This is a genomic window from Sphingomonas sp. SL1004 (assembly GCF_057815015.1).
In genome coordinates, this window is sequence record NZ_JBYMUX010000001.1 from 356,440 (window position 1) to 377,901 (window position 21,462).

General features: G+C 67.0%; 14 protein-coding genes. 3 read left to right on the forward strand and 11 right to left on the reverse strand.

Annotated elements, in window-relative coordinates:
• Positions 1 to 41 precede the first annotated feature (41 nt).
• The gene (locus AC3D24_RS01670; RefSeq protein ID WP_489027617.1) at positions 42 to 1,271 is read left to right on the forward strand and encodes an MFS transporter; all 1,230 of its coding nucleotides are present in this window, start codon (positions 42 to 44) and stop codon (positions 1,269 to 1,271) included.
• Here AC3D24_RS01670 and AC3D24_RS01675 read toward each other — a convergent pair.
• The 6 genes from AC3D24_RS01675 to AC3D24_RS01700 form a co-directional block, all read right to left on the reverse strand.
• Positions 1,247 to 2,308 carry a lipocalin-like domain-containing protein gene (locus AC3D24_RS01675; RefSeq protein ID WP_489027619.1) on the reverse strand — a complete coding sequence of 354 codons (1,062 nt, stop codon included), beginning with the start codon at positions 2,306 to 2,308 and terminating at the stop codon, positions 1,247 to 1,249. The genes AC3D24_RS01670 and AC3D24_RS01675 overlap by 25 nt on opposite strands.
• Positions 2,308 to 4,815 (reverse strand): FtsX-like permease family protein, encoded by a 2,508-nt coding sequence (locus AC3D24_RS01680; RefSeq protein WP_489027621.1) that lies wholly within the window; start codon positions 4,813 to 4,815, stop codon positions 2,308 to 2,310. Before AC3D24_RS01680 ends, AC3D24_RS01675 begins: the two co-directional genes overlap by 1 nt.
• The gene (locus AC3D24_RS01685) at positions 4,812 to 5,489 is read right to left on the reverse strand and encodes an ABC transporter ATP-binding protein (RefSeq protein ID WP_489027623.1); all 678 of its coding nucleotides are present in this window, start codon (positions 5,487 to 5,489) and stop codon (positions 4,812 to 4,814) included. The genes AC3D24_RS01680 and AC3D24_RS01685 overlap by 4 nt, the downstream gene beginning before the upstream one ends.
• A 353-nt stretch (positions 5,490 to 5,842) precedes the next feature.
• Positions 5,843 to 7,438, reverse strand: coding sequence for an isocitrate lyase (locus AC3D24_RS01690; protein ID WP_489027625.1), 1,596 nt, complete (start codon positions 7,436 to 7,438; stop codon positions 5,843 to 5,845).
• Between the two features lie 246 nt (positions 7,439 to 7,684).
• Positions 7,685 to 10,819 (reverse strand): response regulator, encoded by a 3,135-nt coding sequence (locus AC3D24_RS01695; protein ID WP_489027627.1) that lies wholly within the window; start codon positions 10,817 to 10,819, stop codon positions 7,685 to 7,687.
• Positions 10,820 to 11,159: 340 nt separating this feature from the next.
• Positions 11,160 to 12,713, reverse strand: coding sequence for an aldehyde dehydrogenase (NADP(+)) (locus AC3D24_RS01700; protein WP_489027628.1), 1,554 nt, complete (start codon positions 12,711 to 12,713; stop codon positions 11,160 to 11,162).
• Positions 12,714 to 12,906: 193 nt separating this feature from the next.
• Here AC3D24_RS01700 and AC3D24_RS01705 point away from each other — a divergent pair, with 193 nt between their 5' ends.
• Both AC3D24_RS01705 and AC3D24_RS01710 read left to right on the forward strand, forming a co-directional pair.
• The gene (locus AC3D24_RS01705; protein WP_489027630.1) at positions 12,907 to 13,998 is read left to right on the forward strand and encodes a LacI family DNA-binding transcriptional regulator; all 1,092 of its coding nucleotides are present in this window, start codon (positions 12,907 to 12,909) and stop codon (positions 13,996 to 13,998) included.
• Between the two features lie 64 nt (positions 13,999 to 14,062).
• Positions 14,063 to 15,841 (forward strand): IlvD/Edd family dehydratase, encoded by a 1,779-nt coding sequence (locus AC3D24_RS01710; protein WP_489027632.1) that lies wholly within the window; start codon positions 14,063 to 14,065, stop codon positions 15,839 to 15,841.
• Positions 15,842 to 16,208: 367 nt separating this feature from the next.
• Here the strand turns inward: AC3D24_RS01710 and AC3D24_RS01715 are convergent, their stop codons facing one another.
• The 5 genes from AC3D24_RS01715 to AC3D24_RS01735 are packed head-to-tail and all read right to left on the reverse strand — an operon-like array spanning position 16,209 to position 21,366.
• Complete coding sequence (locus AC3D24_RS01715; RefSeq protein WP_489027634.1) at positions 16,209 to 17,051, reverse strand: aldose 1-epimerase; 843 nt, start codon at positions 17,049 to 17,051, stop codon at positions 16,209 to 16,211.
• Entirely contained in the window at positions 17,051 to 18,466 is a 1,416-nt protein-coding gene (locus AC3D24_RS01720) for a sugar porter family MFS transporter (protein ID WP_489027636.1), read from the reverse strand. Before AC3D24_RS01720 ends, AC3D24_RS01715 begins: the two co-directional genes overlap by 1 nt.
• 48 nt (positions 18,467 to 18,514) lie before the next feature.
• Positions 18,515 to 19,393, reverse strand: coding sequence for an SMP-30/gluconolactonase/LRE family protein (locus tag AC3D24_RS01725; RefSeq protein ID WP_489027638.1), 879 nt, complete (start codon positions 19,391 to 19,393; stop codon positions 18,515 to 18,517).
• A 1-nt stretch (position 19,394) separates the two neighbouring features.
• Positions 19,395 to 20,180, reverse strand: coding sequence for a D-xylose 1-dehydrogenase (gene xylB, locus AC3D24_RS01730; protein WP_489027640.1), 786 nt, complete (start codon positions 20,178 to 20,180; stop codon positions 19,395 to 19,397).
• Positions 20,181 to 20,184: 4 nt separating this feature from the next.
• Positions 20,185 to 21,366, reverse strand: coding sequence for a fumarylacetoacetate hydrolase family protein (locus tag AC3D24_RS01735; RefSeq protein WP_489027642.1), 1,182 nt, complete (start codon positions 21,364 to 21,366; stop codon positions 20,185 to 20,187).
• Between the last annotated feature and the right edge of the window lie 96 nt (positions 21,367 to 21,462).

Here is a 21,462-nt window from a genome sequence, read left to right on the forward strand (position 1 = left end):
AAGCTGGCGCGCGCGATGCCATCGCCGTAAACGCCGCAGCAATGATCGATACCGATAGCAAGACGCCCGAAGCTTCCCACGCGACGACGCCAGTCCTGACACCTGCGCTGACGACCATATTCGCGGTCGCCTGCGGAATGATGGTCGCAAACCTCTATTACGCGCAGGCGTTGATCGGCGAGATCGCGCCGGCGCTGGGTCTGCACGGCAGCACCGCGGGGCTGATCGTGACCCTGACGCAACTTGGCTACGGCGCCGGGCTGTTGCTGATCGTGTCGCTCGCCGACCTCGTCGAGAACCGCCGGCTGATCCTGACGATGGTCGCAGGGACGACGGTCGGGCTGATCGGCGTGGCGTTCTCGACCGGTGCGACGAGCTTTCTCGTTTTCTCGTTCGTCACCGGCTTCTGTTCGGTCGGCGCGCAGATCATGGTGCCGCTCGCCGCCCATCTCGCCCCCGATGCGAAGCGCGGCCAGGTGATCGGCAATATCATGGCGGGTCTGATCACCGGCATCATGCTCGCGCGGCCGCTGGCAAGTGGGCTGGCGTCGATTGCCGGGTGGCGTGCAATCTTTGTGGTGTCGGCGGTAGCGATGGTCGCGCTCGCGGCGCTGCTGGCGCGGATGCTGCCCGAGCGTCGGCCGAGCCCCGGTCTGGGCTATGCGCAGATCCTCGCGTCGAGTTTCCGGTTGCTCGTGCGCACGCCCGCGATCCGCAGGCGGACTGCGTACCAGGCGACGATGTTCGCGATCTTCAACCTGTTCTGGACCGCGGTGCCGCTGGTGCTGGCGGCGCAGTTCGGTCTGGGACAGGGCGGCATCGCGTTGTTCGCCTTGGCCGGGGCGGGCGGCGCGCTGACGGCGCCTGTTGCCGGACGGCTTGGCGATCGTGGTCATATCAGGATGGGAACCGGGATAGCGCTGGGCAGTGCGATCCTCGCATGCCTAGTCGCGGGCTGGGCAGGCGCGGCGCATATGCTGATCCTGCTCGCACTGGCCGCCGTGCTGCTCGATGCGGCGACGCAGTTGAACCAGGTGCTCGGCCAGCGCGTGATCTACTCGATCGCACCTGAGGCACGCGGGCGGATCAACGCCATCTATATGACGATCGTGTTCCTCGGCGGTGCGGCCGGGTCGATGCTGGCATCGTTCAGCCTGTACCATGGCGGCTGGACGGCGACGATGGCGGTCGGCGGCGTGTTCGCCGCGGCGGCGTTCGCGCTGTTCCTGACCGAACCGCGCGGCGATCACATCTTGAGCGGATCCGCATAACCGGTGAGTTCGAGATACCCACTGCCGCCGTTGGTGCGGACCGCACCCTCCCAATAAACCGGCATCCCGCTGCGTCGTGCATCGAGTTCCTGGTCGGCGAAGAGCGGGGCCAGCTCGAACCGGCGAATGCCCTCGGGCAGGCGGATGCTGAGACGCTGCGTGACCGGGTACAGCGCCCCCGTGCGCGGCGAGCGCCACCGCATACGTGGATCGAACCGCACGTCGCCCGGGGCGAACCGGACGATACGCCCGTCCGCGCGGCGCAACGAGCCGCCCGCCCAGATCTGCTTGCCGCCAGCCCCTCGGATACGGAACGCCATCAGCGCGCCACCATCGTCGAGATTAAGCCCGGTCCAGTCCCAGCCGACCGCATCGCCACCGAGATAGTCCGACGACCATTCGCGGTCGAGCCACGCCTGGCCGGTGACCGATTGCGCCTGCCGGTTGCGCGTGAGGCGTCCCGTGACGGCGAGGTGCGGGACCGAGTAATAATAGCTCGCCTGTTCGGGACGAGGGCCCTTCCGGCTGTAACCGTCCTTGCCCTCGAGCAACGGCGGCTGGCGCGGGGTAAGCGTCAGCGCGAGCGCGAACCCGGAGGTTGAGACGGTCGTGACGAAGCGGCCATCGGCAAGGCGGCGGATGCGCCAGTCGCGAATCTGTACGTCGGTGTCGCCGATCCGCGCCTGGGCGATGCCGAAACCGGCGCGCGCGGCGCGTTCGCCGTGCAGAAGGTGACCGATGCCCGGGTCGGACAGCGCGGCATGCGCGAACAGGACCTGTCTGGGCGCGAACTTGCTCGGGTTGGCCGGGTTCGTCCCTGGCGTGGTGCGGAAGAAGGTGATCTGGAAGCCGAGGTCGCGGCCTTCACGGGTTTTCAGCAGGCCGGTGACGTACCACCATTCGGTGCGGAACGCAGGATGCGCTCCGTGTTCGCGCGGGAAGACGAAGCGCGCGCCGGGGCGGACGACCGGATAGTCGGTCGCGGCAGGCGTTGCGGCCGTCAGCGCAAGGGCGGCGAAGGCGAGTATCCGGCGCATCACCAATCCTCCCTGACCATGCGCACCGCGTCGGCGGCGATCGCACGTCGGCCCGCCAGCGTCGCGGTTCCGGCGGCGGCAATCACCAGCGCGCCGGCAACGCTCGCAACGATGCTCCAAGGAACTCGCGTCGCCATCGTCCAGTTGAACGATTGCGGATTGATGACGTGGACGAGGACCTGCGCCATGATCCCGCCAAGCGCGATGCCGGCGATGCCGCCAACCAGCCCGAGCAGCGCGCCCTCGCTTGCCAGCATCGCGACGATCTGGCGTTTCGACATGCCGATGTGGCGGAGCATGCCGAACTCGCGGGTCCGGGCGATGGTCTGCGCCGACATCGTCGCAGCCACCCCAGCGAGCCCGACGAGGATCGCAACGCCTTCCAGCAGATAGGTGACGGCAAAGCTGCGATCGAACAGTTCGAGCGCGTAGCGGCGGAGCGTAGCCGGCCGCGCGGTCGTCACGAAGCTGGCGAGCGCACGCGGCGTGTGGGCGATCAGCGCACGTTCGACTTTTTGTGGGTCGGCGCCGGGCTGGACGGTGATCGCGGCCTCGGTGCGGGTGAGGTCGCCCGTCGCCGTCGCGTAGTCGGTGTCGCGCATGACGATCGCGCCCTGCTGCCGGGCATAGTCGCGCCAAATTCCGGCCACGGCATAGCGGCCGGCGAGCGGTAACGCGACCGACGCGCCGACCTTCCAGCCATACAGTCGCGCGGCGGGTTCGGAGATCCAGATCGGCACGCTGCCGGGCATAGGCGCGTCGGCAGCATCGAGCAGCACCAGCGTCGGATCGCGTCCTTGCGCGACCGGGCGGGCGATCAGCGTCACCGGCGGGCGATCCGCAACCAGCGTGAGCGGAACCTGGCGGCTGAACGCGATCGCCGCAACGCCGGGCGTCGTACGCAACCCGGCTTGGGCCGCAGGATCGAAGCCGGTGCTGCCGTCGATGCGCAGATACAGATCGTCTGACAGGATCTGGCCGAGCCATTCGTCGACTGCGCCGCGGAAACTGGTCACCATCACCGCCATCGCGATCATCAGCGCGGTGCTCGCGACGATTCCGCATAACGCCGTCGCGGCCTGACCCGGCGCGCCGTGGAGATGACGGATTGCAAGGTCGGTCGCGACCGTCCGTCCGGCGCGGCGCGCGAGGGGGGCGAGCAGCGTTCGCGCGAGCCACGGCATGCCGGCGATGCCCCCTGCCAGGATCAGCGCCATGCTCGCGAACCCGAACAGCGGAAGTCCGCCGATCGCCGGCAGCAGTGCCGCACCGCCGCCGAGAACCATCAGAACTGCCGCAGGGCGCCATGGGACGGGCATGCGCGGATCGATCACGTCGCCGGCATTGCGCAGTGCTGCGGCGGGCGCGGCACGGGCGGCGATCCGCGCGGGAAGAACGCTGCCAGCGACCGCTGCGAGCAGGCCGAGCGCGAAGAAGCCGATCGCTGCGGCGGGGGCGAAGGTCAGGCTGACGCTGCCATTGGCGAAATAGCCGGCTCCCAAGTCTCCGCCGAACGTGGTGAGGGCGACATAGGCAAGCCCATAGCCGAGCAGCAGGCCGAGGCTGGCGCCGATCACCCCGATCGCGAGCCCCTCCAGCGCGACGGTGGCAATGATCCCGCCTCGCGGCAGGCCAAGCGTCCGGATCAGCGCGAATGCACGGAGCCGTCGAGCGACCGACAGCGACTGCGCGGAGAAGACGAGGAAGCCGCCGGTCAGCAGCGCGACGAGTGCCAGCATATCAAGATTGACGCGGTAGGCGTGCGACAGCGCGTCGCTGCGCGCGGCGTCGCTGGCGCTCGTCCCGATCGTCGCGTCGCGCGGCAGGATCGCGGCGAGCGCCGCGGTGGCGGCGTCGTCGTGCTGCTTGACGTCGATGCGGTCGAGCCGGCCGAGCCGCGCGAACCGCCACTGCGCGGTGGCGATGTCGACGACGCCGATCATCTGCCCCTCGGCGACTCCGGGCAGCGTACCGGCGATGGTCAGGGGCACGGTCCGGCCATTGGCTGCGACCTCGATCGTGGCACCTGTCCTGGTGCGGAGCGCGCGCAACGCGGCGGACGACAGGAACAGCGCCTGGCCGTCGAACGCGGCATCGGTGCGGCGATCGACGCCAGCGGGCGCTATACCGACAAGCGACGGCGTCACCTCCGCGGCGCGGATGACATCGAGTCCGAGCAGCGCGAAGCGGATCTTGCCGACGGTCGCGCGCAGCACGACGACCGGGCTGGCGTCGGCGACACCGCGGGCGCTGCTGACTTTAGGGTAGAGCGCTTCATCGAAGCCCAGCGGGGAGGTCGCGGTGACCTGAATATCCGCACTGCCGTTGACGGTGCGGAGAGCGCCTTCGAACGACGACAGCGCCGAGCCATTGACGAGGTGCACCGCGAAGCCGAGCGAGACGCCGATTGCGATCGCGACGGCGGTCAGCGCGAGCCGGGCAGGATGCGCACGCCATTCGCCACCGATCAGCCAGCCCAGGGCAAGCCGTGCGGAGAGGATGCTCACCCTCGGCGTTCCAATCCGGTCGCTGTCAGGGTGAGGACCACGTCCGCGATCGCGGCGGCGGCTTCGGAGTGGGTGACGATGATCGCCGCGACGCGGTCCTGGCGGACCGCGTCGGAGAACAGGGCCAGGATCTTGGCGGCCGTCTCGGGATCGAGATTGCCGGTGGGTTCGTCAGCGAGGATGAGTGCGGGGCGGTGGACGAGTGCGCGGGCGATCGCGACGCGCTGCAGTTCGCCGCCCGACAGGTCGCGGGCATACCCATCGCCGCGGGTGCCTAGGCCGACGCGGTCGAGCATGGCATCGGCGCGTGCGGCGATCTCGCGACGGTTGGCGGAGACGAGCGCAAGCGGTAGCGCGACGTTCTGGCGCAGCGTCAGATACGGCAGGACATGGAATGCCTGGAAGACGAAGCCGATACGCGTCGCGCGCAGGTGGGTCAGTGCGGCTTCATCGAGCGTGCCGAGCGCGATATCCTCGATCGCGATCTCACCCGTATCTGCCGTGTCCAGCCCGGCGAGGATGTTGAGCAGCGTGGATTTGCCGACGCCGCTTTCACCGACGATTGCGATGAGTTGGCCCGGGGCGGCGGTTAGGGTCAGGTCGCGGAACAGTTCGCGCCCGCCGGGGACCGATTTTGCGAGCGTGGTGACGCGGAGAAGGGCGCGGTCTGGCATAGGCAAGTCATGCCACGGGGTGCGGGCGGAAGACAGCGGCGCTGTGTTGCCGTGTGTTGCTTTGTAGGTGTTCTTCTCTGCAGCGATACCGGAAAAGTGAGCGACAGAGCGGACACCTGACCATTGTCCCTGGCCCTCGTCATTCCGGGCTCGTTCCAGCATCCACCGCTCTGCGTATCCGAGGAGATCGAATATGCGGAGCGGTGGCCCCGAAACAGGTCCGGGGTGACGGAGTGGCAGGGTCGTAAACGGAGACGCGCCGCGGCAAAGCCGCGTCGTCGTACCGGGCGGCTAGCCCCGCTGGCCGCGCCTGTCGCTGGTCCCGCGCCGGAGCTTGCGCTCCGGCTTGGGCATCATGCCGCGAACTGGTTCATCGTATTTTGCGCGCCGCCCGCCTTCAGCGCCGCCTCGCCCGCAAAATATTCCTTGTGGTCGTCGCCCAGATCCGAGCCGGACATGTTCTGATGCTTCACGCAGGCGATACCATCGCGGATTTCCTTGCGCTGGACGCCCTTCACATAGCCGAGCATTCCGGCATCGCCGAAATACTCCTTGGCGAGATTGTCGGTCGACAGCGCGGCCGTGTGGTAGGTCGGCAGCGTGATCAGGTGATGGAAGATCCCCGCGCGCTTGGCCGAATCCGCCTGGAAGGTGCGGATGCGTTCGTCGGCTTCGTCGGCCAGCGCGGTGCCGTCGTAATCAACGCTCATCAGACGCGCGCGATCATAGGCCAAGACGTCATCCCCCGCCGCCGACCACGCGTCGAACACCTGCTGGCGGAAGTTCAGCGTCCAATTGAAGCTCGGCGAGTTGTTGTAGACGAGCTTCGCGTTCGGCACGACCTCGCGAATACGGTCGACCATGCCCGCGATCTGTTCGATGTGCGGCTTCTCGGTCTCGATCCAGAGCAGGTCTGCGCCGTTCTGCAGACTTGCGATGCAGTCCATCACGCAGCGATCTTCCCCAGTTCCCGCGCGGAACTGGAACAGGTTGGAGGGCAGGCGCTTCGGGCGGAGCAGTTTGCCGTCGCGGTTGAGGATCACGTCGCCGTTCCGCGCGGTCGTCGGGTCGATCTCCTCGCAATCCAGGTACGAGTTATACTGATCGCCGAGATCACCCGCTTCCTTGCTGACCGCGATCTGCTTGGTGAGACCAGCGCCCAGCGAGTCGGTGCGGGTGACGATGATGCCGTCTTCGACGCCGAGTTCTAGGAATGCGTAGCGGCAGGCGCGGACCTTGGCCAAAAAGTCCTCGTGCGGCACGGTGACCTTGCCGTCCTGATGCCCGCACTGCTTTTCGTCGCTGACCTGGTTCTCGATCTGGAGCGCGCAGGCGCCCGCCTCGATCATCTTCCGCGCGAGCAGGTACGTCGCCTCGGCGTTGCCGAAGCCCGCGTCGATGTCGGCGATGATCGGCACGACGTGCGTCTGGTGGTTCTCGATCGCGTTGAGCAGGCGCTGTTCCTCGATCGCGTTCCCCGCGGCGCGCGCGGCATCGACCTCGCGAAACATCATGCCGAGTTCACGCGCGTCGGCCTGCCGGAGGAACGTGTAGAGTTCCTCGATCAGCGCGGGGACGCTCGTCTTCTCGTGCATCGACTGGTCGGGCAGCGGCCCGAACTCGCTGCGCATCGCTGCGACCATCCAGCCAGACAGGTACAGATAGCGGCGATCGGTGGTGCCGAAATGCTTCTTGATGCTGATCATCTTCTGCTGCGCGATGAAGCCGTGCCAGCAACCGAGCGACTGAGTGTAGTTGGCGGGGTCCGCGTCGTAGGCGGCCATGTCCTTGCGCATGATCGCGGCGGTGTAGCGGGCGATGTCGAGGCCGGTAGCGAAGCGGTTCTGGAGCCGCATGCGCGCGACCGATTCGGGTGAAATCGCATCCCAGGTGCCGTTCTGGTCGGCGATGAGGTTGGTCAACTGGGCGATGTGCGTCTGGTAGGTCACGGGCGATCCTTCGCTGCTGCGTTGATCGTCGTGTACGGTTGTTGACAGGGTTTTAGCGGGGAATACGGCGCGACGGTGGGTGTTGGTGTCGGTCGTGCGCGCGCCGAGAGTGTCGGGTTGTGAAGAATGTGACACGCTCCTCCGTCATGCCGGGCTTGTTCCGGCATCCACGGCTCCGCGCGCTCGCCGATCATGAGTCCGCGGCACGGTGGACCCCGGAACAAGTCGGGGTGACGGGAGGGGGCGTCAGTCCGCTTCGGTCACCTGGTCGGCGGAGGCTGGCGCCGCGAGCGGATCCGCCAGCACCGTCTCGCCGAGCGACGCCAGCACTGCCGCCGCGAGCGCGTCCAACCCGTACGGCTTCTCCAGCATGATCGCATCGGTCTGATCCGCGACCGATGCGGTATCGCCGGTCGCAAAGACGATCCCCACCCCCGGCCGCACCGCGCGCGCCGTTCGCGCAAAGTCCGGCCCGGACACGCCAGGCAAGTTCACATCTGTCACCAGCGCATCAATCGGCACGGTCTGAAGCGCGGTCATCGCATCCTCCGCGCTCGCCGCATCGACCACGACGAACCCGCTGCGTCCCAGCATCTCGGCGGTGTTGGCGCGGATCAGCGCGTCGTCCTCGACCAGCAGCACGGTACGGCGAGCGGGCGTGTCGAGACGTCGGTCGGCGTCGATCCGGGCGTCGCGCGCCGCCTTTGCGGCCGAATTCCCCGAGCGCTGGCGGTTCGCGAGAACTTGACGGAATTTCCGCGCCAGCGCCTCGCGCGTGTACGGCTTCGACAGCAGATCGAGGCCCGCATCGAGCTTGCCGCCATGGACGATCGAGTTCTCGGTATAGCCCGAGGTGAACAGCACCGCGATGTCGGGCAGGCGTTCCTTCGCCTTTCGCGCCAGCTCGGGGCTTTTCAACGTGCCGGGCATGACGACGTCGGTGAAGAGCATGTCGATCGGCACACCGCTCTCGATGACGTTCAGCGCGCTCGCGGCGTCGACCGCCTTTAACACGCTATAGCCGAGATCGGTGAGCAGCTCGACGACCGTGCTGCGCACTTCATCGTCGTCCTCGACCACCAGCACGGTCTCGGTGCCGCCGGAGATCGGGCTGGCATCCGCGACGACTTCGACATCCTCGCTCTCCATCGCACGCGGGAGATAGAGCTTGATCGTCGTGCCTTCGCCGACCTCGGAATAAATTTTCACGTGGCCGCCGGACTGTTTGACGAAGCCGTAGACCATCGACAGGCCGAGGCCGGAGCCCTTGCCTTCGCCCTTGGTCGAGAAGAACGGTTCGAAGACCTTTTCGATGATCTCCGGGCTCATGCCGGTACCGGTGTCGGACACGGCGAGCATCACATATTGGCCGGCCTCGACCTCGTCGTGACCCTGCGCATAGGTGTCGTCGAGATGCGCGTTGCCGAGTTCGATGGTCAGTTTGCCCTGGCCGTCCATCGCGTCGCGCGCGTTGATCGCCAGGTTGAGCAGCGCGTTCTCGATCTGCGCGGGATCGATGAACGTGTTCCACAGGCCGCCGCCGACCACCGTCTCGATCTCGATGCCTTCGCCGATCGCGCGGCGCAGCATGTCGTCCATCCCGCGGACGAACCGCGTGACGTTGACGACCTTCGGTTCGAGCGCCTGGCGACGCCCGAACGCGAGCAATTGCGCCGCGAGCTTCGAGCCGCGGGTAACGCCGGCCATTGCATTGGCGACCCAGCGTTCCGCGCGTTCGTTGCCGGCGAGGTTCTTGCCAAGCAGCTGGAGATTGCCCGAAACGACCTGCAGCAGATTGTTGAAGTCGTGGGCGACGCCGCCGGTGAGCTTGCCGACCGTCTCCATCTTCTGGGACTGGGCGAGCTTGGATTCGGCCTGGCGGCGTTCGTCGATCTCGCGAATCACGCGCGCTTCGAGCGTCTCGTTGAGCTGGCGAAGCTGGTCTTCGGCGCGCTCGCGGTGACGAACCTGGCGGGCGAGCGCCTCGGCCTGTTCGCGCAAGGCGGCTTCGGCGGCGCGCTGATGGGTGATGTCGGTGTGGACGCCGACCCATTCGAGCACCTCGCCGACCTCGTCTAGGATCGGCAGGCCGCGCACCGCGAACGTACGCCACGTGCCGCAATGCCGGCGGACACGGTGCTCGAACACGAACATCGACTTGCCGAGCACCGCAGCGGTCCAGGCCTTGATAGTCGCGGCGACGTCGTCGGGGTGGATCGCGTCGGCCCAGCCGAAATTCTGATATTCGTCGATCGACTGGCCGGTCAGCGTCGCCCAGCCGGGCTGTTCGCCCATCATCCGGCCGTCCGGGCTATTGGTCCAGAGCACGCCGTGGACCGCGTCCATCGCGGTGCGGAAGCGGCCGTTGCTGATACCGAGAGCAGCTTCGCGTTCGGCGCGCTCCTCGACGTCGATGCCGAGGATATAGATGCCGGGGATCGAGCCGTCAGCCGCGATGTGCGGGACGTAGCGGAACTCGGAACGCCGCGAGCGGCCATCCTTGTGTGGGAAGATCGCCTGCGTTGTGAAGCTCTCGCCGGCAAAAGCGCGGTCGAACGACGGGCAGCGATCCGCATAGGCCGCGTCGCCGAGCACCTCGCGAACCGGCTTGCCGATCATCGCCTGCGGATCGGCGCCGAGCCATTCCTCGTACTGCGCATTGGCGAGACAGTAGACGTGATCGCGGTCGACGTACGAGATCAGCATCGGCACGGCGTCGGTGACGCGGCGCAGCTCGGCTTCGCTGGCGGCCAAGCGGTGTTCGGCTTCGACACGGCCGGTGTTGTCGACCATCGTGCAGAGTACGCCGCCGACGCCGGCATGCGGGCGGTAAACGGGCGTGTAGAACAGGTCGAGCGTCAGCGTCTCGGGGCCGTCGGAGCGCTGGAAGACGATCGGCTGGTCGCGATAGGCGATGGTTTCACCGCGGAAGCCCGCCTCCAGGACCGTGCGGTTCCAGTCCCAGACCTCGGGAAACGCGGTCGCTACCGGGCTTCCCAGCGCGGCCGGATGGCGGTCGCCGGCGACGGCGCGGTAGCTGTCATTGTAAAGCATGATGTGCTCGGGGCCCCACATCACGACCTTGGCGACCGGTGAGTTGAGAATATTGGCAAGCGTCACGCGGAGTTCGGCAGGCCAGGATTCGATCGGCCCGAGCGGGGTCGCGCTCCAGTCGCGCTGGCGGACCAACATGCCGCATTCGCCGCCGCCGATCAGGCTTTCGGCGGAGAATGCCGCGGGCGTACCGCGGTCGCGCATCTGTTCGAGCGCCGTGCGGATGATGGCGGCGGCGTCGCCACGCCCTCCTGCGATCAATTCGTCGATGTAGCTGCCGAGATCGGATGGCAGGGAAATAGTGCGCGACGAGTCAGGCGTTGTCATGCCGGACTAGTGAGTATGCGGCGCGCGCGTGTCAATGAATACGCGTGGCCTTTGAGGGGTGGAAGGCTGATAGCGCATGCAACGATCTATACCCTAGCGCCACCCCGGCGAAGGCCGGGGCCAATTGGGGGACGTTGCTGGCGGAGCGTTGCCCTTCGTTATTGCCACCTCCCCAACTGGGCCCCGGCTTTCGCCGGGTGGTGGCCAGTAAAAAGCCTTCGAACCTAAGCATGTTTCCCCGCGAAGGCGGGGGCCCAGACTGGGCTCCCGCCTTCGCGGGAGAACAAGGAAGAGGGGGCCGCCCTGCGACGGCGCCACCTTCCTCATCACTCCAACTCGATCATCCCTCGGTGCGCGGCAGGCCCAGTGGGTTGTCGTGCTTGACCGCCTTAGGGAGAAGCATATCCGGCAGGTCCTGGTAGCAGACCGGGCGCAGGAAGCGCTCGATCGCCGCGGTGCCGACCGAGGTCGTGCGCGGGTCCGAGGTGGCGGGGAAGGGGCCGCCATGCACCATCGCCGGCGCGACCTCGACACCCGTAGGCCAGCCATTGGCCAGGATGCGGCCGGCCTTGCGCTCGAGCACCGGCAACAGCGCCGCCGCGTCGGCATAGTCATCTTCGTCGATCTGCAGCGTGATCGTCAGCTGACCCTCGATTTTCTCGAGCACGCTGTGAACCTCAGCGAGATCGGTGCAGCGGACGATGATCGAGGCCGCCCCGAACACTTCATGCGACAGCGCGGGGTCGGCGATAAACGCCTTGCCGGTCGTCGAGAACAGCGCAGCGCGACCGCGGTTTGCGCCTTCGATTTCGGTGCCACGGGCCAGCGTCTCGACCGCGTCATGGCCAGCGAGCGCCGCGACGCCCTTGTCGTAGCTGGCGTGGATGCCGGGGGTGAGCATCACCTGCGGCGCAGCTTCGCCAAGGGCAGTGGCAGCGGCGTCGACGAACACGTCGAGGTCCGGGCCATCGACCGCGATGACGATGCCGGGGTTGGTGCAGAATTGCCCCGAGCCCATCGTCAGCGAACCGATATACGCCTTGCCGAGCGCCTCGCCGCGCGCCGCCAGGGCGGCAGGGAATGCGATCACCGGATTGACGCTGCTCATCTCGGCATAGACCGGAATCGGCTCGGGGCGGGCTGCGGCGAGTGCCACCAGCGCAAGGCCACCGCCGCGCGAACCGGTGAAGCCGACCGCCTTGATCCGCGCGTCCTTGACCAGCGCAGCACCAAGTTCGTTGGCGGGACCCTGGACGAGCGAGAACACGCCTTCGGGCAGGCCGCACTTGGCGACCGCGGCCTGGATCGCCTTGCCGACCATCAGCGAGGTGCCGGGATGGGCGGGGTGGCCCTTGACCACGACCGGGCAGCCGGCGGCGAGCGCGGAGGCGGTGTCGCCACCCGCGACCGAGAAGGCGAGCGGGAAGTTCGATGCACCGAACACCGCGACCGGGCCGACCGCGATGCGACGCTGGCGAAGGTCGGAACGGGGGGCGGGTTTACGATCGGGCTGGGCCTTGTCGATGATGACGGACGCCCAAGCGCCGGCGCGGAGATGCTTGGCGAACAGGCGGAGCTGACCGGTGGTGCGGCCACGCTCGCCTTCGAGGCGCGGGCGGGGCAGGCCGCTTTCCTGGATCGCGCGGGCGACGAGCGGCTCGTGGATCGCCTCGATCTCGTCGGCGATCGTCTCGAGGAATACCGCGCGGGCTTCCGGATCGATCTCGCGGAAATTGTCGAACGCGGCGTCGGCAAGCCTGCACGCCTCGGCGACGTCGGCCTCGCTCGATACAGCGAAGGCCGGCTCGATCTTCGCGTCGGTCGACGGATCGATCGCGAGGAAGGTGACGTCGCTGGTAACGGCGCGCGCGCCGATCGGGAAGGTGCCGTCCATGTCTAATCTCCAAGATCGTTCGCGGGCCGCGCCGATGGCGCACGGAGGAACCGCTGAGGATGCTGACCGCGAGGTAAGGTTGGGAGCGATAACACGCAAGCGCGCGAATGCCGTGAACCGCACGGAAAGCCTCATATCGGGTGATATCGATTGCAGGCTGATTCTGTTGCGATCCCCTGCTAGACCTCCCGGCATGGGGACAGAGACGCGCAAGCCGCGCACCGCAACCGGACGCCGGAGCGGTGCACCGACAATATCCGATGTGGCGACGCTGGCCGGCGTATCGCCGATGACCGTGTCGCGGGTCATCAACGGCGAGGCGAAGGTCCGCGAAACGACGCGTGAGGCCGTGAACGCCGCGATCGCAACGCTCCATTATGCTCCCAACCGCGCCGCACGCAGTCTTGCGGGCGGCGGCCAGATGCGGATCGGGCTGCTCTACAGCAATCCGAGTTCGGCCTATCTCAGCGAATTCCTGGTCGGCAGCCTCGAACAGGCGAGCCGCAGCGACGTGCAGCTGGTGGTCGAGAAATGCGACATCGGCGATCACGAGATCGAGGTGGCGGAGCACCTGATCCGCAGTGGCGTCGACGGCGTGATCCTGCCGCCGCCGCTGTGCGACTCGCGCGGCGTGCTCGACGTGCTGATCGCGGCGGGCGTGCCCAGCGTCGTGGTAGCGACCGGATCGCCACCTTCCGATACCGCGGCGGTGACGATCGACGATTTCGAGGCGGCGCGGGCGATGACCCGGCACCTGATCGGGCTTGGCCATGCGCGCGTCGGCTTCATCATCGGCAACCCGAACCAGACCGCCAGCCGGCAGCGGCACGAGGGATATCTGGCGGCGCTCGCGGATGCAGGGTTGGCGGAGGATCCCGCGCTGATCGTCGGCGGGCTGTTCACGTACCGATCGGGGCTGGATGCCGCCGAGCAGTTGCTCGATGCGAAGGACCCGCCATCTGCGATCTTCGCCAGCAACGACGACATGGCGGCGGCAAGCGTCGCGGTCGCGCATCGCCGCGGGCTCGACGTGCCGGGGGACCTGACGGTGTGCGGGTTCGATGACAGCGCGCTGGCGACGACGATCTGGCCCGAGCTGACGACGATCCACCAGCCGATCGCGGACATGTCGCGCGCCGCGGTCGACCTGCTGGTGTCGGCGATCGTGCATCGGCGCGGCGGTGGGAAGGATGCCAACCGGCACGTCGTGCTCGATTATACTCTGGTGCGGCGGCAATCGGACGCGGCACCGCGGCGGCGGCCGCCCGCGCGGGTGCGTGCTTGACCTGATCCCGTCGGCCACGGTAGCGCTCCCATAGGTAAATCAGCCGCGTTTGGGAGAGTTTGCAGTGGACCGTGTACCGGTGAAGCCGTTCCGATCGCGCGACTGGTTCGCCGATCCCGCGCGGTCCGACATGACCGCGCTCTATCTCGAACGCTTCATGAATTACGGGCTGACCCCGGCGGAGTTGCGCTCGGGGCGACCTATCATCGGCATCGCGCAGTCGGGCAGCGACCTGAGCCCGTGCAACCGCATCCACATCGAGCTTGCCAAGCGCACGCGGGACGGGATTCGCGATGCGGGCGGTATCGCGATGGAGTTTCCGGTTCACCCGATCTTCGAGAATTGCCGTCGGCCGACTGCGGCGCTCGACCGCAACCTGGCGTATCTGGGGCTGGTCGAGACGTTGTATGGCTATCCGATCGATGCGGTCGTGCTGACGACGGGGTGCGACAAGACCACGCCGTCGGGAATCATGGCGGCGTCGACCGTCGATATCCCGGCGATCGTGTTGTCGGGTGGACCGATGCTCGACGGCTGGCACGACGGTGAGCTGGTCGGGTCCGGTACGGTAATCTGGCGCAGCCGGCGCAAGCTGGCCGCGGGCGAGATCGACGAGGAGGAGTTCCTCAACCGCGCAACCGACAGCGCGCCGTCCGCCGGGCACTGCAACACGATGGGCACGGCCTCGACGATGAACGCGGTTGCCGAGGTGCTTGGGTTGTCGCTGACCGGATGCGCAGCGATCCCGGCACCCTACCGCGAGCGCGGGCAAATGGCATACGAAACCGGCCGACGCATCGTCGAGATGGCGTACGAGGATCTGCGTCCGTCGAAAATCCTCACGCGCGAGAGCTTCCTCAACGCGATCCGCGTGGTCAGTGCGATCGGCGGGTCGAGCAACGCGCAGCCGCACATCATGGCGATGGCGCAGCATGCCGGGGTGACTTTGTACCCGGAGGACTGGTCGGATCACGGCTACGACCTGCCGCTGCTGGTCAACATGCAGCCGGCGGGCAAGTATCTCGGCGAGCGGTTTCACCGGGCGGGCGGCGTGCCGGCGGTGCTGCACGAACTGATCGCGGGCGGGAAGCTCGACACGTCTTGCATGACGGTAACGGGCCGGTCGATTGGCGAGAACATCGCCGGGCGCGAGACGCGCGACCGGGAGATGATCAAGCCGTTCGATGCGCCGATGATGGAGCGAGCGGGCTTCCTGGTGCTGAAGGGTAATCTGTTCGACTTCGGGATCATGAAGACCTCGGTGATCTCGCCGGCATTCCGTGCGCGATACCTGTCGACGCCTGGCGCGGAAGATCGGTTCGAGGCACGCGCGATCGTGTTCGAGGGGTCAGACGATTATCACCACCGGATCAACGATCCTGCGCTGAAGATCGACGAGGGTTGTATCCTGGTCATCCGCGGCGCGGGGCCGATCGGCTGGCCGGGCTCGGCGGAAGTCGTCAACATGCAGCCACCCGACGCACTGATCCAGCGCGGCGTGCTGGCGCTGCCGACGCTCGGCGACGGGCGGCAGTCGGGAACCTCGGACAGCCCCTCGATCCTGAACGTGTCGCCTGAGAGCGCAGTCGGCGGTGGCCTTTCGTGGATCCGGACCGGCGACATGGTGCGGATCGACCTGGTCGCTGGGACCTGCGACGCGCTGGTCTCCGACGACGAGATCGCACGGCGGCGGGGCAAGGGGCTCCCACCGGTACCCGAGAGCGACACGCCCTGGGAGGAACTGTACCGCGAGAAGACCGGGCAGCTCGCCGAGGGCGGCGTACTCGACTTCGCGGTGAAGTATCGCGGGATATCGGCGAAGACACCTCGCCATAATCACTGAGGGTTGGGCTTTAGGGGGAGGGCGGTGCTCGCTCTCTTCACTGCCCCCACCCGTTAAGTCCCGGCGCTCTCCGCCGTCATTCCACCATCCCGCCGTCATCCCAGCGAAAGCTGGGATCTCCCCGTGCGGCGAGCGTCATCTGCCTCGCGGGATACCCCAGCTTCCGCTGGGGTGACGGACTTTGGAGGCGGGATTGCGCGTAACTGACCCGGTTAAGCAACTGCATGTAGCTCGCTCGGCACGTCCAAAACGCACCACCCCGGCGTAGGCCGGGGCCCAATTGGAAAGGTCGCAGTAACGAAGCGCTGCCCTCAGTTAGCAACGTCCCCCAATTGGGCCCCGGCCTTCGCCGGGGTGGTGCTGATTATCAGCCTCGAGCGATCGTTAGCCCCATCGCGATCGTCCGCGTCTCCCCCGGCGCCAGGATCGTCGGGTCCGCCAGGTTCAGCGCGTTCGGCATATCGCTCACCGGTTCGACGCAGAAAAATCCCAAACCCGGCGGCGTGAAGACGTGGAGATACGGCGTGCCCTCGCCGGTCAGCGTGATCGTGTCGTCGGGCGTCGCGATCGTCGCCTCCTTGTCCCAACCCTCATACGCGTTGTCGATCAGCGACGACCGCACCACGCCGTCCCCGCGCGACCAGTCCGCGAAGTGCGTCGCCCCGGTCCGCTCGGTCGGCAGCATCGCGTCGTCGGCCAGCCACACGGACCCCGCATCGAAGCTCAGGCGCGTCTCGTCGCCGGCGAGAAAATACGGATGGAACCCAAGCCCCGCCGGCATCGCCCGGTCGCTGTCGTTCCGAACCGACAGCGACACGCGCAGCCCGGTTTCGTCCAGCATTACGAGCTGCTCGGCGCGATAGGACCACGGCCAGTTCGCATCGGCTTCGTGCGTGTGGACCAGCACCGCCGAGCCCGCATCCGACGCCTGCACGTCCCAGCCACGCAGCCAGCCGACACCGTGGAGCGGATGATCCTGCCCCTCCATGTTGCTGGGGATCGCATACGCCTCCCCCGCAAACACGAATCGGCCGTCGGCGATGCGGTTGGCATATGGCACCAGCGGGAAGCACGCGGTCTCCAGCGGGTTGGTCGCGCCTGCTGGAGACGGGCGCAACACATTGCGGCCCTGGTGGGTGAGGGCGGCGATCGTGCCGCCCAGTTCCGGCTGGAGCGCGACCTGCCAGTCGCCCGCTTCGAGGTGCAGCATCAGCCCTCCATGTCCTCGAGCTCGCGACCACGCGTTTCGGAGACCATCTTCCAGACGAAGAAGAACGAGACGAACGCCGACAGCGCGTAGAAGCCGTAGGTGAGCGACAGGCCGAGCGAGATCGCCATCGTCGGGAAACTCACCGAGATCGCGAAATTAGCGAACCACTGCGCAAAGCCCGCGACCGCGAGACCCGAACCGCGGATCTGCGTCGGGAACATCTCGCCGAGCATCACCCACATGATCGGGCCCCAGCTCAGGTTGAAGAACACGACATACGCATTGGCCGCGATCAGCGCGATCAGGCCGTTCTGGTCGGACAGCCGCAGCGACCCCTCGACGATCGCGCCGCTGGCAAAGCAGATGCCGACGATCGCAAGCGTCACGGTCATCCCCGCCGAACCGATCAGCAGGAGTGGCTTGCGACCGACCTTGTCGACCAGCGCGACGGTGAGCAGGCAGGCGATGATCGACAGCGAACCCGACAGGATGTTGATGAGCAGCGCGTCGCTCTCGCTGAAGCCGACCGACTGCCACAGCACCGAACCATAATAGAACACGATGTTGATGCCGACGAACTGCTGGAAGATCGCGAGGCCGATGCCGGTCCAGACGATCGGGCGGATCTTGCCGCTCGCCTTGTCGATCAGGTCGGACAGCTTGGGACGGTGCGGATCGCCCGACAGCGAGGCGCGGATTTCGGCGACCTTGCGCTTGGCTTCAACCGCACCGAACAGGCGGGTGAGGACGGTTTCGGCTTCGTCGAAGCGGCCCTTGAGGACCAGAAAGCGCGGGCTCTCCGGGATCAGGAACAGCGTCACGAGATAGATCGCGGCGGGGATCACCTGCATCCAGAACATCCAACGCCACGCCGGATAGTCGAGCCAGAAGAGTGCGGTCGACGAGCCGGCGATCCGCGCGAGATACCAGTTGGCGACGAACGCCCCGGTCAGGCCGGTGATGATCATGATCTGCTGCACGCTCGAAAGCCGACCGCGGACGTTGGCGGGGACGACTTCGGAGATGTAGACCGGCGCGAGCACGCTGGCGGCACCGATGCCGAGCCCGCCGATGATCCGCGCGAGGACGAACATGGTGGCCGAGGTGGCGGCACCCGCGGCGAGTGCGCTGATGATGAAGAGCACCGCGGCGATCATCATGACGTTGCGGCGGCCCAAATTGTCGGCGAGCCGCCCGGCCATGAACGCGCCGACCGACGAGCCGATCAGGATCGCGCCGACGGTGAAGCCGGTGCCGAGCGACGACAGCGCGAACGTGCTCTCGAGCCCCGCCTGCGTGCCGTTGATGACGCCCGAATCATAGCCGAACATGAACCCGCCGATCGTCGCGACGATGACGATCATCGCGATAAGCGCTCGGTTCACATGTTGGCCGGAATCTGCCGCAATGGTCATTGGTTTTCCTCTCCGAAGCGACGCTCTGACGGCATCGTTCGTGTGTATTTACAGAGTGACGGGTTCGACGGGCACGCCGGGGACCGCGACGCGGAAGGTGAACAGGTTGCCGGCGAGCGGCTGGGCCGCGCGCGCGTCGTCGTCGAGGCCCTTGGCGGCGGTCGTCGCATAGGCCGTCCGGCCATCGGGACCGCCGAGTGCGATCTTGGTGATGTTCGCGACCGGGAAACGGACGGTGTCGGTAAGGGTGCCGTCGGGTGCAAACCGACGTGCCGCCCAGCCACCGAAGAACCCGACCCACACGCCGCCCTCGGAATCGCAGATCGCGCCGTCGGGATGGCCGTCGTCCGGGCCGACCGTCAGGAACACGCGCGGCTCGCCGAGGTTGCCGTCGGCATCGATCGGATACGCATCGATCTGCTTCCCGAGCGTGTCGACGGTGTAAAGCGTACGGCCATCGGGCGCGATCGCGGGGCCGTTGGTGATCGGCACCGCCGGGATGTCCGTCTTGGTCAGTGCACCCTCATGCCAATGATAGACATGGCCGGTCGTGTCGGACTCGGCGTTGTCCATCGTCCCGAACCAGACGCGGCCCGAGGGATCGCGCGCGGCGTCGTTGAGGCGGTTGCCGGGCGTTTCCGCATGGACCGTCGCGATCTTGTCGAACGTACCCGTCGCCGGATCGAAGCGGTGGAGGCCGCCGCGAACGCCGGCGAGGAAGCCGCCGTCATCGGCCGGGATCACCCAGCCGGTCTGGTCGGGCGCGTCCCAGCTGTCGAGTTTGCCGCTTGCTGGATCGAAGCGGTGCACGCACGGCGCCTTGATGTCGACGAACCAGAGTGCTGCATCGCGCTCCACCCAGATCGGGCCTTCGCCGAGCGTCGCTCCGACCTTGCAGATGCTTTCTGCGGTGATGTCCGTGGCCATGTCAGCGCCACCCCGCATCGACGAAATAATCATGCCCGGTGCACATCCGCGCATCGTCCGACGCGAGGAACAGCACGAGAGCCGCAACGTCCGCAGGCTGGACCCGGGTCTTGAGGCACTGTGCGGCGATGATCTCGGCCTCGCCTTCCGGCGTGTACCATTTGAGCTGTCGCGGCGTCTCGACGTTGCCGGGTACGATCGTGTTCACGCGAATGCCATCCCCTCCAAGGTCTCGAGCCATCGCGCGCGTCATGCCCTCGATGCCGGCCTTTGCGGTTTGGTACAGCAGCAGTTCGGGCAGCGCGAGATGCCACGAGATCGAGCCGAAGTTGAGGATGACGCCGCCGCCCGCGCGCTTCATCGAAGGCACCACGGCCTGGCCTGCGAAGAACAAGTGGCGCAAGTTGGTCGCCATCCGCTCGTCCCAATATTCGGGCGTGATCTCTTCGATGGTATGGCGATCGTCGTTGGCGGCGTTGTTGATCAGGACATCGATCCCACCGAGACTGTCCTCGATGCCTGCGATCGTCGTCTTCAGCGCATCGATATCGCGCAGGTCGAGGGGCGCGAAGATCGGCGCGGTCGACACGTCGGGCGTCAGCGTCTCGATCAGCGCATGCGCCGCGTCCTCGGCCATGTCGACGAACGCGACGTGCGAACCCTGGCGCGCGAACGCCTCGACCAGGCCGGCGCCGATCCCCGACGCGCCGCCGGTGATCAGGACGCGCTTGCCCTTCAGGCTGGGATAGATCGCCGTCTGGTCGGCGGTTTCGGTCTTCTGCAGCACGCGGCTATTCCCCCTGAGTCTTGGTATGCGCGAGTAAACCGCGGCCTGCGAGATTGCGCATGAGATCGCCGATCCCGTAATTCCACGGCGCGGCGTCCTTCGACGTGGTCACCGGATTGACCAGTGCGCCGAGCTTCGGGTTCGAGATCGTGACGATATCGCCGACCGCGTGGGTGAAGCCGCGGCCGGGCTCGTCGCGGTCCTGCGTCGGCGCGAACAGCGTGCCGAGAAACAGCACGAAACCGTCGGGATATTGGTGCTCGCTCATTGCCTGGCGGACGAGTTCCTCAGGATCGCGGCTGATCTGGTCCATCGAGCTGCTGCCTTCGAGCCGGTATCCCTCGGCGCCTTCGATCGTCAGCGCGATCTGCGCGGCACGAACGTCGTCCATGCCGAACTTGTCGTCGAACAGGCGGATGAACGGCCCGATCGAGCAGGAGGCGTTATTGTCCTTCGCCTTGCCGAGCAGGAGCGCCGAACGCCCCTCGAAATCGCGCAGATTGACGTCGTTGCCGAGCGCAGCGCCGACGGTCTTGCCGTCCCGGTCGACGATGAGCACGACTTCGGGCTCGGGATTGTTCCAGGTGGAATCGGAGCGGATGCCGATCTCGCCGCCCCAGCCGATCGTTGAAAGCGTCGGGCTCTTGGTGAAAATTTCCGCATCGGGGCCGATCGCGACCTCGAGATATTGCGACCACATGCCGTCTTCGATCAGCGCGGCCTTCAGCGCGGCGGCTTCGGGCGAACCCGGAACGACCGAGCGAATGCTGCCACCAACGCGCTCCTCGAGCCGGGCGCGGACGGCGACCGCTGCGGACGCATCGCCGCGCGCGCGTTCTTCGATCACGCGTTCCAGCGCGGAGACGGCGAAGGTGACGCCCGACGCCTTGACGCACTGAAAATCGATCGGGCTGAGCAGACGGACTTCGGCGCCCGGCTCGGGCGAAAGCGGCAGGTCGTCGAGATGGCCGAGATCGGTGCCCGCGCCGGTGTCGAAATTGCCGCTGGCGATCAGGTCGGCGACGGTCGGCGCTACATAAGACATATCATAGACGCGACCGCCACGGACGATCACCGGGGTCGGGCCGTCGCCGCTGTCGATCCGGCCCAGCAAGGCGGCCTGTTCCCAGTCGGCAGGCAACGCCCACGCCGATGCGAATGCGATCTCCACGATATCCCTCTCCATGTTGTTAGCGGTACCCTATGCGCCGTGACGCGCCCGTCAAGCCCTCGCCGTAACGGCCCGCTGTAATGATCCAACGCCTATGCGATTGCGGATCGG